9 protein-coding genes and 1 tRNA gene are annotated in these 15,016 nt (G+C 66.6%); 4 read left to right on the top strand and 6 right to left on the bottom strand.

The features are described 5' to 3' along the window. Nucleotides 1–274: 274 nt before the first annotated feature. Nucleotides 275–2,101: a phosphoenolpyruvate carboxykinase (GTP) gene (locus tag ACIQCN_RS10135; RefSeq protein WP_400610772.1), complete on the top strand. Its 1,827-nt coding sequence runs from the start codon at nt 275–277 to the stop codon at nt 2,099–2,101. Nucleotides 2,102–2,256: 155 nt separating this feature from the next. On the opposite strand, the gene ACIQCN_RS10140 is transcribed toward ACIQCN_RS10135, so the two are convergent. From ACIQCN_RS10140 to ACIQCN_RS10155, 4 genes are all read right to left on the bottom strand, one after another. Continuing rightward, complete coding sequence (locus ACIQCN_RS10140; protein ID WP_400606890.1) at nt 2,257–3,417, bottom strand: globin domain-containing protein; 1,161 nt, start codon at nt 3,415–3,417, stop codon at nt 2,257–2,259. A 128-nt stretch (nt 3,418–3,545) separates the two neighbouring features. Then, on the bottom strand, nt 3,546–4,007 hold the full coding sequence (locus ACIQCN_RS10145; protein ID WP_400606893.1) for an RrF2 family transcriptional regulator: 462 nt from the start codon (nt 4,005–4,007) through the stop codon (nt 3,546–3,548). A 13-nt stretch (nt 4,008–4,020) separates the two neighbouring features. After that, nucleotides 4,021–4,512 (bottom strand): hypothetical protein, encoded by a 492-nt coding sequence (locus ACIQCN_RS10150; RefSeq protein WP_400610742.1) that lies wholly within the window; start codon nt 4,510–4,512, stop codon nt 4,021–4,023. Between the two features lie 2 nt (nt 4,513–4,514). Further along, nucleotides 4,515–5,933 (bottom strand): phosphomannomutase/phosphoglucomutase, encoded by a 1,419-nt coding sequence (locus ACIQCN_RS10155; protein WP_400610743.1) that lies wholly within the window; start codon nt 5,931–5,933, stop codon nt 4,515–4,517. Between the two features lie 130 nt (nt 5,934–6,063). Between ACIQCN_RS10155 and ACIQCN_RS10160 the strand changes: the two genes are divergently transcribed. After that, on the top strand, nt 6,064–8,262 hold the full coding sequence (locus tag ACIQCN_RS10160) for a RecQ family ATP-dependent DNA helicase (protein WP_400610744.1): 2,199 nt from the start codon (nt 6,064–6,066) through the stop codon (nt 8,260–8,262). 197 nt (nt 8,263–8,459) lie between these two features. On the opposite strand, the gene ACIQCN_RS10165 is transcribed toward ACIQCN_RS10160, so the two are convergent. Beyond that, nucleotides 8,460–8,548, bottom strand: a tRNA-Ser gene (locus tag ACIQCN_RS10165). Nucleotides 8,549–8,726: 178 nt separating this feature from the next. Beyond that, a complete protein-coding gene (locus tag ACIQCN_RS10170; protein ID WP_400610745.1) occupies nt 8,727–10,961 on the bottom strand; it encodes a prolyl oligopeptidase family protein in 2,235 nt (744 codons plus the stop codon). A gap of 84 nt (nt 10,962–11,045) precedes the next feature. Here ACIQCN_RS10170 and ACIQCN_RS10175 point away from each other — a divergent pair, with 84 nt between their 5' ends. Further along, nucleotides 11,046–12,989 (top strand): FAD/NAD(P)-binding protein, encoded by a 1,944-nt coding sequence (locus ACIQCN_RS10175; protein WP_400606906.1) that lies wholly within the window; start codon nt 11,046–11,048, stop codon nt 12,987–12,989. A 191-nt stretch (nt 12,990–13,180) separates the two neighbouring features. After that, nucleotides 13,181–15,016, top strand: a complete 1,836-nt coding sequence (locus ACIQCN_RS10180; protein WP_400606909.1) for an LVIVD repeat-containing protein — start codon at nt 13,181–13,183, stop codon at nt 15,014–15,016.

The following is a 15,016-nucleotide window of genomic DNA, read 5'->3' on the forward strand; positions in this document are numbered from 1 at the left end:
TCGTGTTCTTGGAGAAGAACCGCTCTCCCCGAACCTCGAATTACTTTACGCGAGGGTGGCCCTTCGTGCCAAATCCAAACACGTGTAATCTGCATGACTAGACCGGTATAGGTGACCTTGATCACTTAACCCGCCGATTTGAGGGAAAAATTTGTTGAATCGGCGCGGTTTTTGGATTTTCGGCGGCCTGAGGCCCGGCGGCGGACCGAAAATGGCCGGTGGTACGGACCATAGCATTTAGGACACACCGATGAACCCGAGGAAGGGAACCGAAATGGGCGATCTGGCGCAGAAGCCGCTGCTTGAGAAAGCACCCACTACACATGCCGGTCTGCTGGCATGGGTTGAAGAGGTTGCTGAACTGACGCAGCCCGACCGTGTCTACTGGGTGGATGGTTCCGAGTCGGAGAACACCCGCCTGACGGACGAGCTCGTCCAGGCCGGAACCCTGACCCGCCTGAACCAGGACCTGTTCCCCAACTCCTTCGCCGCTTTCTCGGACCCCGCGGACGTGGCCCGCGTCGAAGAGCAGACCTTCATCTGCTCGGAGAACAAGCGGGATGCCGGCTTCACCAACAACTGGATGGCCCCGGCCGAGATGAAGGAAAAGCTGCGCGGCCTGTTCGCAGGCTCCATGCGCGGCCGCACCATGTACGTCATTCCGTTCGTCATGGGCCACCTGGATGCCGAGGACCCGAAGTTCGGTGTCGAGATCACGGACAGCGCCTACGTGGTTGCCTCCATGCGGATCATGGCGCGCATCGGCACCGATGTCCTGGACAGGATCACCGAGACCAACGCGTTCTTCGTGCCGGCCCTGCACTCCGTGGGCGCCCCGCTGGAGCCCGGCCAGGAAGACGTTCCGTGGCCCTGCAACCCGGACAAGTGGATCGTGCACTTCCCCGAAGAGCGCTCCATCTGGTCCTTCGGTTCCGGCTACGGCGGAAACGCGCTGCTCGGCAAGAAGTGCTATGCCCTGCGCATCGCCTCCGTCATGGCGCGCGACGAGGGCTGGCTGGCCGAGCACATGCTCATCCTGAAGCTCACCTCACCCGAGCAGAAGACCTACTACGTATCCGCTGCTTTCCCCTCTGCCTGCGGCAAGACCAACCTCGCCCTCCTCGACCCCACCATCGAAGGCTGGAAGGTGGAAACCCTGGGTGACGACATCACCTGGATGCGCTTCGGCAAGGAAGGCGAGCTGCGTGCGGTGAACCCCGAGGCGGGTCTCTTCGGCGTCGCTCCCGGAACCGGCTGGGGCACCAACCCCAACGCCATGCGTGCCATCGCCAAGGGCAACAGCATCTTCACCAACGTTGCACTGACGGATGACGGCGGCGTGTGGTGGGAGGGGATGACGGACGAAGTGCCCGCCCACCTGACTGACTGGCAGGGCAATTCCTGGACGCCGGATTCGGACAATCCGGCCGCGCACCCCAACTCGCGCTTCTGCACCCCGATCGACCAGATCGACATGCTGGCGCAGGAATACTACAGCCCCGAAGGCGTGGAGCTCTCCGCCATCCTCTTCGGTGGCCGCCGCAAGACCACCATCCCGCTGGTCACGGAGGCGCGCAGCTGGTCCAACGGCATCTTCATGGGATCCACGCTGTCTTCAGAAACCACCGCAGCAGCAGCCGGTGCGGTCGGCGTAGTCCGCCGCGACCCCATGGCGATGCTGCCCTTCATGGGCTACGACGCAGGGGACTACCTGAACCACTGGGTCAACCTGTCCGCCAAGGCTAACCCGGAGCGCCTGCCCAGGATTTTCCTGGTCAACTGGTTCCGCCGGAACTCCGAGGGCGGCTTCGCCTGGCCCGGCTTCGGCGACAACGCACGCGTGCTCAAATGGGCCATCGAGCGGCTCGAGGGCAAGGCCGACGCCGTCGAAACCCCTATTGGCTTCGTCCCCACCGGGGACGCCATCGACCTGGAGGGCCTGGACATGACCCCGGCGCAGGTCGAGGAAGCGGTGAAGGTCGATCCCGCCGAGTGGGCAGCCGAGCTCGCGTCCATCGAGGAATGGTTCGCCAACTTCGGCGAGTCCCTTCCGCAAGCGCTCCGCTCCGAGCTTGAAGGGCTCAAGTCCCGCCTCGGCTGATCTTCATGGCGCAGAACCCTTAAAGTACGACGGCGGCCCCGCACCTTTCGTGAAAGGTGCGGGGCCGCCGTCGTCCACCCACCCATGGATTGCTCCGCTTTGGTCGTTTTGAGGCGTGAAAACGGCCGGTACGGAGCAATCGATGTGGAAGGGAGTCAGCTGGCCAGCCAGATGTCGGGTCCGAAAACCTCGTAGTGGATGCGCGTGGCGGGGATGCCGGCGTTGATGGCCTGGTTGCGGATGTTCTTCATGAACGGAAGCGGGCCGCAGAGGTACAGCGACGCGTCAGCGGGAAGGTCCACTTCACGCAGGGACATGAAGCCCTCCTTGGCGCCTTCGACAGGCTTTTCGAGCCAGAGCTGCAGTTCGGCACCGTTCAGGCGTTCGACGTCGTCAGTCATCTGGCCGCGCAGCGCCCAGCTTTCGAGCGTGCTTTCCGCGTGCAGGACCAGGACCTGGCGGTCTGAACCGGACTCGGCGAGGGAGCGGAGGATGGACGCGGTGGGTGTGCAGCCGATCCCGGCGGACGCGAGGATAACGGGACCTTCATTGTCCTTGAGCGTGATTTCGCCGTAGGGGTTTGAGATTTCGAGGATATCGCCCACCCGTACGTCGCGGTGCAGCACGGGGGAGACCTCGCCGCCGTCGTCCAGCTTGGTGGTGAAGGTGCGGCTAGTGCCGGCGTCGTCGGAAAGGGAGTACTGACGGACCTGGCGGAGACCGTCCGGCAGCGTGACCTTGACGCTGACGTACTGGCCGGGAAGTGCCTCGGTGATGGGCGTGTCGTCCGCGGACTCCAAGGTGAAGGTCATGGCGCCGGTGCCGGCTGGAGTCTTGGCGGCCACGCGCCACGGAGCCCACATCCTGCTGTTGGCCTGGCGGGCGTACAGGGCCTTTTCGATCTTGATGAGGGCGTCCGCCATGAGCCAGTAGACCTCGGTCCAGGCCTCGGCGATTTCCGGGGTGATCACCTCGGACAGGTCATCGGCAATGGCTGCGAACAGGTGCTCGTAGACCACCTGGTACTGGGGTTCGGTAATGCCCAGCGATGCGTGTTTGTGGGCGATCCGGGACAGAACGGTTTCCGGCAGGGTGCCCGGGTTATTCACCAAGTGGGTCGCGAAAGCGGCGATGCTTCCGGCGAGGGCCTGCTGCTGGTTGCCCGAGCGCTGGTTGGAGCGGCTGAACAGGCCGTCCAGCAGTTCCGGATGTGCGGCGAAAAGGCGGGAGTAAAACTTGGGGGTGATTTCCCCGATGCGGGAGCCCACCAAAGGCAGGGTTGCTTCGATGATGGGGCGGGATTTGTCCGAGAGCACGGGAACTCCTGAGGTAGCGGCCGGGGCCTTCGTCCGGCCTTCGCGAATACTGGCATTTGGCATGCAAGTATTCATGGCTCAATTTCTACATGTCGTAGAAAGAGGATGCAAATTGGGCCGCACCGGCCCTAGCGCCAGCGCTCCAGGCCGGGGCGAAGCCCGATCATTTCGAAGACAGGGGCCATCTGCCGGGACACGGGAAGGTCCGCAATCCGAACCGAATCGAGTTCGCTGTAGAAGGCTTCCCGGGCGCGGGCGAGGGCCGCACGGAGGCGGCATTCGTTGATGAGGGGGCAGTTGCCGCTGGGCGCCACGCAGTCGGCAGGGTCGCTCCGGGTGTCGAGCCCGCGCAGAATCGCACCCACAGTGGCGGTCCGGCCGGCATGGCTGAGCGTCGCTCCGCCGGCCCTGCCACGGACCACTTCGATCAGGCCCATGCTGCGCAGCTTGGCCATCGCCTTGCTCACGTGGTTGTAGGGCGTGGCCACCGAGTCCGCCACGTTCTGCGTGGTCAGCAGAGTTCCCTCCGGGGCGGCGGCCAACACCATGAGTGCCCTCAGGCTCACATCTGCGAAGGCGTTGATTTTCATGGCAGCTGCCGGTCTAGTCCACCCAGATGGCGGGCTGGCTGGAATCCGCACCGAGCTCGCCGAACTCCAGGGTTCGGGTCTCGGCGTTGGCGACGTACGGCAGCACGGCTGCGAACACCGAACCGTCGCTGTGCTCGGTGGCAACGTGGATGGCGTCCGAATCGTCCTCCACCAGTTGGACGTCGCAAACCACGGCGGCCGCACGGAAACCGCTGCGGTTCTGCCGCAGCACGGCCTGCAGGTCGCTGATCATCACATCGGCGTCGAAGTCTGCGTCCGTCCCCTCCGGCGCGTCAGCCGGTGACACGGCAACCAGCCGCACCTCGCCGTCGTTCTGGACCGTCAGGGCGAAGGGCAGGAAGCCGCCGTTGCGCTGGAGTTGTTCCTGGGCGGCACTGATGCCGGTTCCCAGGAGGTTTTCCAGATCGGTGGCCGAATCCTCCGGAACGGACTCACGCCAGGAGGATTCGGGTTCGAAGGGCACATGTCCTGCGGTTTCGGCCATGCTCAGGCCCGGACCAATGCCAGCACCCGGTCGCGGATGCGTTCCATGGTGGCGCGGTCCGTCGCCTCGGCGTTGAGCCGGAGGAAGGGCTCCGTGTTGGACGGGCGCAGGTTGAACCAGTAGCTGCCGTCATTGGCGGTGAAGGTGCTGCCGTCCATGGAATCGATGGTGATGTCCTCGCCTGCGAAGTCCGCCCGGACCCGTTCCACCGCTGCGGGCTTGTCCTCGACTTCGGAGTTGATTTCACCGGAGCTGATGTAGGGCTCGTATTCCCGGCCCAGTTCGGACAGGGGTCCGTCCTGCTCGCCGAGGGCCGCAAGGACGTGCATTGCTGCCAGCATTCCGGTGTCCGCGTTCCAAAAGTCGCGGAAGTAGAAGTGCGCGGAATGCTCGCCGCCGAACACGGCGCCTTCCTCAGCCATGACTGCCTTGATGAACGAGTGGCCCACCCGCGTGCGGACGGCTCGGCCGCCGTCGTGCGCCACCAGTTCGGGGACCGCGCGCGAGGTGAGGAGGTTGTGGATGATCGTGGGGACGGCCTCGCCCTGCGCCTTGGCGCGGGCAATTTCGCGGCGCGCCACCATTCCGGTGATGGCCGACGGCGACACGGGCTCGCCCTTTTCGTCCACGACGAAGCACCGGTCGGCATCGCCGTCGAACGCCAGGCCGATGTCCGCACCGTGCTCGATGACGGCGGCCTGCAGGTCTCGGAGGTTCTCCGGTTCCAGCGGGTTGGCGGGGTGGTTCGGGAAGGATCCGTCCAGCTCGAAGTAGAGGGGGACGATGTCGAACGGGAGCTTGGGCAGCAGTGCGTCGCCGAGCACCGCAGGGGTGGTCAGGCCGGCCATGCCGTTACCCGCGTCCACCACGACCTTCAGTGGACGGGAACCGGAGAGGTCCACCAACTGGCGGAGGTATTCGGCGTAGTCCTTCAGGACGTCCCGGACACTGATTTGCCCCCGGCTTTCCGCGGCCGGAATGGTGCCCTCGTTGAGGTACTGCTCGGCGAGCGTCTGGATGTCCTTGAGGCCGGTTTCGGAGGAGATGGGCACAGCGCCGGCCTTTGCCATCTTGATGCCGTTGTAGCCGGCAGGGTTGTGACTGGCGGTGAAGGTGGCTCCTGCCCGGTTGAGGAAGCCGCAGGCGAAATACAGCTCGTCCGTGGAGATCAGGTCGAGGAGTTCCACGCTGGCGCCGCGGGTGGCTGCACCATTGGCGAAGGCTTTGCTGAAGTCGGGAGAGGAGGGCCGCATGTCGCCGCCCACCAGGATGGTCTGTCCTTCGAGCTGCAGGACGTCAACGAACGCTGCCCCCACGGCTTCGACGATTTCGGCGGTGATGGTCTCGCCCACGATGCCCCGGACGTCGTAGGCCTTGAAGGATGCCGAGAGGTCAAAAGTCGTTGCTTGTTCGCTAGTCACGCGCCTTATCTTACGTGGACAGGCCGGAATCCGGCTCCCTGTGGAGGAGCAGTGGGACGACCGGCCCGCTGTTTTCCACACAGCTGCCGGCGGTGTGCCCGCTGTCGGGGGTGGCTGGGATACTGAACCAATGGTCGATAACCAGCACGCCACCGTACTTTCCGATTCCACCGCATCCTTGTCCGCTGCCACTGCGCCGTCTCCGACCCGGGGGCAGGCGCTTGAAATACTTCGCGGCCTGGTGGGCAATCCGGAGGCGGATTTCCACGACGGGCAGTTTGAGGCCATCGAGGCACTGGTCGACGGCGGTCGGCGGGCTTTGGTGGTCCAGCGCACCGGCTGGGGCAAATCGGCGGTGTACTTCGTGGCATCCCTGCTGCTCCGGCGCCGGGGTGCCGGGCCCACGCTCATCGTCTCGCCCCTGTTGGCCCTGATGCGGGACCAGGTGGCCGCGGCAGCCCGGGCGGGGGTGCGCGCGGTCGCCATCAACTCGGCCAATCAGCTCGAGTGGGACACCGTCCGGGAACAGCTGGCCGCGGACGAGGTGGATGTCCTGCTGGTCTCGCCGGAGCGGCTGACAAACCCGGCGTTCCGGGAGACCCAGCTGCCGGAGCTGATGCGGCGTACGGGGCTGCTGGTGATCGATGAGGCGCACTGTATCTCGGACTGGGGGCACGATTTCCGTCCGGACTACCGGCGCATCGCAGACCTGATCAGGCAGCTCCCTGAGACGGTCCCGGTGCTGGCCACCACCGCCACGGCCAACTCCCGCGTCGTGCACGACATCGAAGAACAGCTGGGGTCCGGCGTCCTCACCATCCGCGGCTCGCTGGGCAGGGAGTCCCTGCGCCTGGGCGTCCTTGCGTTGCCGGATCCCCGCCAGCGGCTTGGCTGGCTTCTGACGCACCTGGCGGACCTGCCCGGCAGCGGCATCATTTACACGTTGACGGTCTCCGCCGCCGAGGACACCGCCCGGCTTCTGGCCGAGGCCGGCCACAAAGTGCTGGCCTACACGGGCCGGACCGACCCGGCTGACCGGGAAAACGCCGAGCAACTTCTGAAGGACAACCACGTCAAGGCGCTAGTGGCCACGTCCGCGCTGGGCATGGGTTTCGACAAACCGGACCTTGGGTTCGTGGTCCACCTTGGCGCGCCCTCTTCGCCCGTTGCTTATTACCAGCAGGTGGGCAGGGCCGGTCGTGGAGCGGCCAACGCGGATGTCCTGCTGCTGCCCGGCTCGGAGGACCGGGACATCTGGCAGTATTTTGCCACCGCCTCCATGCCCTCGGAAGAAAAAGCGGCGGCGGTCCTAAACGTTCTCGGCGATGCGGGAACTGCACTGTCCACTGTGGCGCTCGAAGCACGGGTGGACCTGCGCCGCACGCCGCTTGAACTGCTGCTGAAGGTGCTCTCCGTGGATGGCGCCGTGGAGCGGGTGGGAGGCGGCTGGCGGTCCACCGGGCAGCCCTGGATCTATGACGCGGACCGGTACCGGCGGATCGCCCAGGCCCGCGTTGACGAGCAGGACTCCATGGTGGTTTACCAGGACACCGCCGGCTGCCGGATGGAATACATCACTTCAGTCCTGGACGATGAAACGGCGCGGGCATGCGGAAGATGCGATAACTGCGCCGGGCGGTGGTTCCCCGCCGACATTGCCGCCGATGCAACCGATGCAGCCGGCCAGACGCTCAGCAGGGCGGGCGGTGTCCTGGAACCGCGGCTGCAGTGGCCGAGCGGAATGGACCGGCTGGGCGTTCCCGTCAAGGGAAAGCTGAAGGCGGGGGAAAGCCTGTCCGAAGGGCGTATCCTTGCCCGGCTCACAGACTTGGGTTGGGGCGGCGCGCTCCGCGGGGTGTTCGCGGCCGGTGCCGGTGACCGGCCCGTCGATCCGGCCATGCTGCAGGCATGTGTCCAGGTGCTGCGCGAGTGGGGCGCCGGCGACGGGCGCACACCGGGTTGGAGCGGTGCCGGCAGGCCCGCGGCGATCGTGAGCGTACCCTCGCGGAGCAAGCCCGAACTTGTGGGTTCCCTGGCCAAGGGCATTTCGGAGATCGGCCGCATCCCCTATCTGGGTGAGCTGGAGCTGGCCCACGGCGGGCCCACAGGAGGCCGCGGCGGCAACAGCGCTTACCGGTTGGCGGGTGTCTGGGACCGGATCGTAGTGGGCGCCGAGCTGGAACAGGCGCTCGCGTCCCTTCGGGGCCAGCCGGTGATGCTCATAGATGACCTTGTGGACAGCCGGTGGACGGTCACTGTCGCTGGCCGTGCCCTGCAGCAGGCAGGCGCGGGGCCGGTCCTGCCACTGGTGCTGGCCCAGGCCGGCTGACCCCAGAGGCGCCGCCAAGCTGGCCGACCAGTCGAGGCACCGTGCCGGCGCTCCCGCAGATCCCGGCACCAGGCGTAGTGCCAGTGACGGAACCGGCGGGGACACGTCCGGATACGAAAACACCCCCGGTCCGAAGACCGGGGGTGTTACCGATGACCCGGCTCATCCGTGAAGGATGTCTCGACTCATCAAAAACGCGGAGACGGGGGGATTTGAACCCCCGGTCGAGTTTAACCCCGACCCTTCATTAGCAGTGAAGTCCATTCGGCCGCTCTGGCACGTCTCCGAGTGCTATTACTAGCCCACCAAGGATACGCAGATCCGGCCATGCAGTGCAAAACGGGGCGGTTTCACCGAAAAAGGCCCAAAAGGTTCAGGGCGCTGGCCCCACAAGCCCCCCATGGAGGGCTCCGGAGGCGCCAGGCAGGAAGCCACCCGGGGTCCCCGAACAAGTAGACCAGCCATCAGGATCGCCCGCCTGCCAGGGCCTTCCACAGGAAATGCTGGCTGCGCGCCTGCAGGGCGGCGGCCTGCCGGTTGTCCGATGCCCCGGCGTGGCCGCCCTCGAGGGCCTCGTGGAACCAGACGTTGGGGATGCCCATTGCCTGCATGCGGGCCGCCATCTTGCGCGCCTGCACGGGTCCCACCCGGTCGTCGGAGGTGGCCGTCCAGATGAACGTCTCCGGGTATTCCACCCCGTCGCGCAGGAGGTGGTACGGCGAGAAGGTCTTGATGAACTCCCACTGTCCGGGGACGTCAGGGTCACCGTATTCGGCGATCCAGGAGTGGCCGGCGGAGAGCCGGGTGTAGCGGCGCATGTCCAGCAGCGGCACCCCGCAGGAGACCGCTCCGAACAGTTCGGGGTACCGGGTAAGCATGTTGCCCACCAGCAGCCCGCCGTTGGATCCGCCCACGCAGCCCAGCCGCTCGCGTGACGTCACCCCACGGGAAATCAGGTCACGGGCAACCGCTGCGAAGTCCTGGTACGCCTTGTGGCGGTTTTCCTTCAGTGCGGCGCGGTGCCACGCGGGCCCGTATTCACCGCCGCCGCGGATGTTCGCCACCACGTAGACACCGCCGCGGGAATGCGGGGCTTCACCGTCTGCACCGGGCAGGCCGGTGGTGCGCCGTTCCAGCCAGGCCCTGCCCACCGCCCCGCTGTACGCCGGGGTGCGCGAAATCTCGAACCCGCCGTACCCGGACAGCTGTGTGGGGTTCTGCCCGTCCAGCGGCAGGTCCCGGGCGGCAACCTGGAAGTACGGAACCCGGGTCCCGTCGTCGGACACGGCGAAGTGCTGTTCCACCTCGTAGTCACCATCGGCAAAGAACGACGGCGACGCCTTCACCACCGCATGCCGGCTCACTACGCCCGGGACCCCGCCGTCGCTGTGGTTGCGATCCAGCGTGCCGCGCATCAGGGTACTGGGGGTGGTAAACCCGGTGGCGACGAGCCAGAAATCGTCGCCCGCACCGCCGTCGGCAGCTGCCTGGTCCTCGTCGTCCACGGCGTAGGCGTTGACATCGTGCAGCGGCGGGCAGGCGTCCAGCGGCGAAGCCGCCCAGCCGGAAGTCCCGGATCCGGCAGACCCGGCCTGCGACGGATCCAGCACCCGGATCTCGGAGGAGACGTCCTTCAGGAGGTTCAGCAGCAGGAAGTTCCGGGTCCAGCTCCAGGACTGCAGGGAGGTGTGGGCGTCCGGGGCGAACAGGACGATGAGGTCGCGGCCGCCGGCCAGGTAGCCGTCAAAGGACGCCGCCAGCAGTGAACCGGCCGGGTAGGTGGTCCCGTTGAGCAGCCAGTCCTGCTGCGGCCGAAACAGCAGCCACTCCCGGTGCGCGCTGATATTCACGTCGCTGGGAACGTCAATGACCACCCACCCGCCGTCCCGCCACACCAGGTTGGTCCGGTTGAAGAAGTCGATGCAGTCAATGGCGAAGGTCCGTTCGAAGCCCGGAGTCGAATCGTGTGCAACCACGGCCATCATGTGGTCCTCGGGCACCTCGAAAAGCCGGGGAGCGGCCGCAAGGCCGGTACCGCGCCGCAGGGTCACCGCGGTCCGGGCGTAGGAGGACGCCGTCGCCGGCAGTCCGCCGGCAGTGGAGGCGACCAGCAGCGTGTCCGCATCCAGCCACGACACGTTGCCCTTCGCCGTCGGGAGGTCAAAACCGCCGGACGCCGGGTCCACGAACGCCCGGGCCTCGACGTCGAACTCGCGGTAGCGGTTCGCGTCGCCGCCGTCGGGGGAGAGGGCCAGGAGTGCCAGCCGGTAGGGTTCTCCCGCGGGAGGCCGCAGGAAGGTGGCCCCGTGGAATACCCATTCCTCGCCCTCCGCAGCGGCCAGGGCGTCCACGTCCAGCAGGACATCCCACTCGGGGGAGTCCGTGCAGTAGCTCTCCCAGGTGGTGCGCCGCCACAGGCCTTTGGGGTTCTCCCGGTCCTTCCAGAAGTTGTAGTACCAGTCGCCGCGCTTGCCCACCATGGGGATGCGGTCGGTGGAATCGAGCACCTCCAGGATGCTGCCTTCGAGTTCGGCATACTCCGCGTCCTGCAGGAGGTCCTCGGTGCGGGAGTTCTGTTCGCGGACCCAGGCCAGCTGTTCCTCACCGTAGATCTCCTCCAGCCAGACGTTCTCGTCGGTAGGTTCGGGGGAGGTGGCGGGGCCGGACACGGGCGCAGGATCAGCAGCAGTGGTGGTCATGCGCCCCATCCAAACAACATCCCCTGGGGCTGGCAAGTCAAGCGATGGGCCCACGCCCTGCTTTCAGCCCGTACTCTGGATGCCGTGGAATTAACGCAGAGCACCCGGGCCGTCATCATTGGCGCCGGCCCGCGGGGCACCAGCGTCCTGGAGCGCCTGCTCGCGCACGCAGCCGCCGCCGGGTCCCGGATGCGCGTCCACATCGACGTCGTCGATCCCTTCCCGGCGGGGCCCGGGCACGTGTGGCAGCCGGGCCAGTCCCGCCTTTACCTCATGAACACGCAGTCCTTCTATCCAACGGTGATTCCGCAGGATCCTGCGCTGCCCGCCCCGCTTGCCGGCACCACGTTCGACCAATGGCGGATCCGCCAGCAACGGGACCCGTTGCCCGGCCTTACCGGGGATGAACGCGCCGAGCTGGCCGTCCTGGGCGCCAGCGATTTCCCCAGCCGCGCCCTGTACGGCCGCTACCTTCGCAGCACCCTGGAGGAGCTGGTGGCGAAAGCGCCGGCCAGCGTCACCATCGAGTTCCACGAGACAGAGGCGGTGTCGGTGCATCCGGCCGGCGGGGGGATGTACGACGTCGGCCTGGCCGCCGGAGGGACGCTCCGCACCAACGCGGTGGTACTGGCGCTCGGGCACGTGCCGTCGCGGCTGAACCACGAACAGCGGGCGCTGCAGGCCGCGGCGGAGCAGATTGGCCTGCGCTACCTGCCGCCGGCGGTGCCCGCGGACGTGGACTGGGACCGGATCCCTGCCGGCGAAACGGTCCTGGTGCGCGGCATGGGGCTGAACTTCTTCGACACGATGGGCCAGCTCACCGAAGGCCGCGGCGGGAAGTTCGTCGGCAACGGGGGGCGCCTGCGGTACGAACCGTCCGGCCAGGAGCCCGTCATCATCGCCGCTTCCCGGCGCGGCACCCCGTACCGGGCCAAAGCCGCGCTGGAAGGCTACTACCCGGCGTCGGTCACGCTGCGCTACCTCACTGAGGCGGCGCTGGAGCGGTTCCGGACAGCCGGCATCACTCCGGGCTTCGACCACGACCTTTGGCCGCTGCTCCACCGCGACGCCCTCTGGGCGTATTACTCCACCCTCGTGCGCTCGCATCCCGCCGCCGTCGCTGATTCCGCGGCGTTTCTCGCCGCACTCGAGGAGGCGCTGCACCCGCACGCGCACAGCGCAGCCAACTGGGAAGACGGGGTGGAAAGCGTGCTGGCGGTCCACGTCGGGCCCCGCCACCGGCTGGACCTGCACGGCCTGGCCGCCCCGCTCGCGGGCCGTTCCTTTCCTTCGCGCGCTGCGCACGACGCAGCCGTGGTGGAGTACCTGCTGGATGACGCCCGCCGCTCCGCCCTTGGCGAGGATGACCCCGTCAAGATGGCCATCGGCGCGCTCCATCACGGGCGCGCGGTGCTCAAGACGGCAGTGGCCGACGGCGGCATCACCGATGCCTCGTGGGTTGCCGGGCTCCGTGGCTGGTTCGAGTCGTTCGTGGAGGGCCTGGCAAGCGGCCCGCCGGCCATGCGTGCCGAGCAGTTGGCCGCGCTTGCGCGGGCCGGGGTGGTGGGCTTCGTGGGCCCGGACCCGAAGTTCGACGTGGACCGCAGGGAGCGGATGTTCACGGCGTCCTCCCCGTGGGTGGACGGTGGCCCCGTGCGGGCCCGGACGATGGTGGAAGCGCTGGCGCCAGGCAACCGGGTGTCCGCGAACCGGTCACCGCTCCTTGAGCAGCTGCTGGCGGACGGGCTGGTCCGGCCCCGGCTGATGATGACCCCGGAGGGGGCTCCGGTGCAGTCCACCGGCCTCGATGTGCTTCCGCACCCCTACCGCGCCCTGGCAGCCAACGGTTCGGTGACGGAGGCCCTGTACGTGCTCGGGCTGCAGCTGTCGTCCTCGCAGTGGGGCACCGCCATCGCGGCGGAGGCACTGCAGGACGGCAGCCCGGCGTACCGCAGCGGCCAGCGGACCCTGCGCGACGCCGACGAGATCGCCGCAGCCATCGTGGACAGCAGCGCTCCGACGTCCTAAAAGTTTCCCTAGACAGTGGAATAACCCGGGTCTAGGCTGGGCGGCATTGGGGGAATCCACAGGTAACTTACAGCCGGAGACAAGCTATGCCACAAAGCAGGAGATTGGTTGTTTTTGCAGCACTAAGTACCCTCGCCCTGTCAGCATTGGGGCTGACATCCGCCGTCGCACACCCGGACGGTCAGCATGGGATGGACGAGGGCCATCTGAAAGGAACGGGGGCCACCGGAAACATCGAACTGGTGGACAAGGTCAAGCTGACAGACACGCAGGACCTGATCGCCGATGTCACTGTCTCACCCGACGGGAACACTGCATTCCTGGCCAACTGGGGGGAACCGGACTGCGCCGGTCCGGAGACCGGCGGACAGACCAGCCCCGACGCCGGTGTCTACATCGTGGATATTTCCACGGTGGACCAGGCGAATCCCGCGCCGGGCACGGAGCCGGAGCGCATCGGGTTCATCCCGGCGCACCAGGACAGCCGGCCGGGCGAAGGCCTGCAGGTTCTGAACATCACCACGCCCGGCTTCACCGGGGACGTGCTGGTGGTCAACAACGAACAGTGCGGAAAGAACGGCAAGGGCGGTGTATCGCTCTTTGACGTGTCCGACCCGCGCAACCCCAAGAAACTGTCCGAGAACTTCGGCGACCGGGAACCCGGCAGCCGGGACAGCAACCAGATCCACAGTGTTTTCGCCTGGGACGCAGGAGACAAGGCGTACGTCGTGGTCTCGGACAACGAAGAACTCACCGACGTTGACATTTTCGACATCAGCAAGCCGCAGCGCCCGCGCCTCGTCGCTGAATACGACCTCAATGCCTTCAAAGTGGACCAGCCGAAAATCGGGCTGACGGACTCGTTCCTCCACGACATGGTGGTCAAGCAGATCAACGGCGACTTCATCATGCTGCTGTCCTACTGGGACGGCGGCTATGTCCTGATGAACGTGAACAACCCCGCCGATGCCAAGTTCCTCGGGGACACCGAATTCGCTGATGTTGATCCGGAACTCCTGGAGTCCCTGGGTACCTCGCTGACCCCGGAGGGCAATGCCCACCAGGCGGAGTTCACCCAGGACAACCGGTTCTTCATCGGCACGGACGAGGACTTCGCCCCGTACCGCACCGACGAATTCAAGATCACCAGCGGCGCCAACGCGGGCACGTACCCGTCCGTGATGGTGGGCGGCGGGCAGGCTCCGGCTATCCTCGATGACCTGACCCTGAACGGTCCCGTCGTCTACGGCGGCTACGGATGCCCCGACTCGGCGCCGATCCCTACCCCCGAGAGCATTCCGGGGTACCTGGAGTCACTGGAGCCGGGCGAGGAATCCATCATCGTGCTCCAGCGCGGCCCGGTGGGGGACCCGAGCGCTCCTGAAGGTGCCTGCTTCCCGGGTGAAAAGGCCCACGAAGCCGTGTTGGCCGGCTGGGAGTCCGTCCTGTTCGTGAACCACCACAACGGCGACGCCGCCGGCGGGGAACCGTTCTGTGGATCGGGCGCATTCGTCGACAACGTGGTGGCCGTCTGCACCACCCACGCAGCCTTCCACCGCCTCTTCGACGCCGCACCGCTGAACGCTCCTTGGAGCTACCCGGAAAACCCGGCCGTGGGCACCATCGGCGCGGAGATCGAGGTCGGCTCCATTTTCGACGGCTGGGGCTACGTGCACCTGTTCGATGCTGCAACCCTGCAGGACCTGGACACCTACGCCATTCCGCAGGCCCATGATCCGAAGTTCGCCCTGAACTCCGGCGACCTGAGCGTCCACGAAGTAGCGGTGGACCCGCAGGATCCGTCCATGGCTTACCTGTCGTACTACTCCGGTGGCCTGCGGGCGGTGCAGATCCAGTGCACCGACCCCGCCAAGACCGCCACGTGCGACCTGGTGGAGGTAGGCAGCTACCTGGACCAAGCCGGAAACGACTTCTGGGGCGTGGAAACCTTCATTGGCGAGGATGGCAACACCTACATTCTCGGCAGTGACCGGGACAACGGACTCTGGATCTTCACTACCAAGTAG

Origin of the sequence: Pseudarthrobacter sp. NPDC092424 (assembly GCF_044754925.1) — a bacterium.
Classification (GTDB): Bacteria; Actinomycetota; Actinomycetes; order Actinomycetales; family Micrococcaceae; genus Arthrobacter.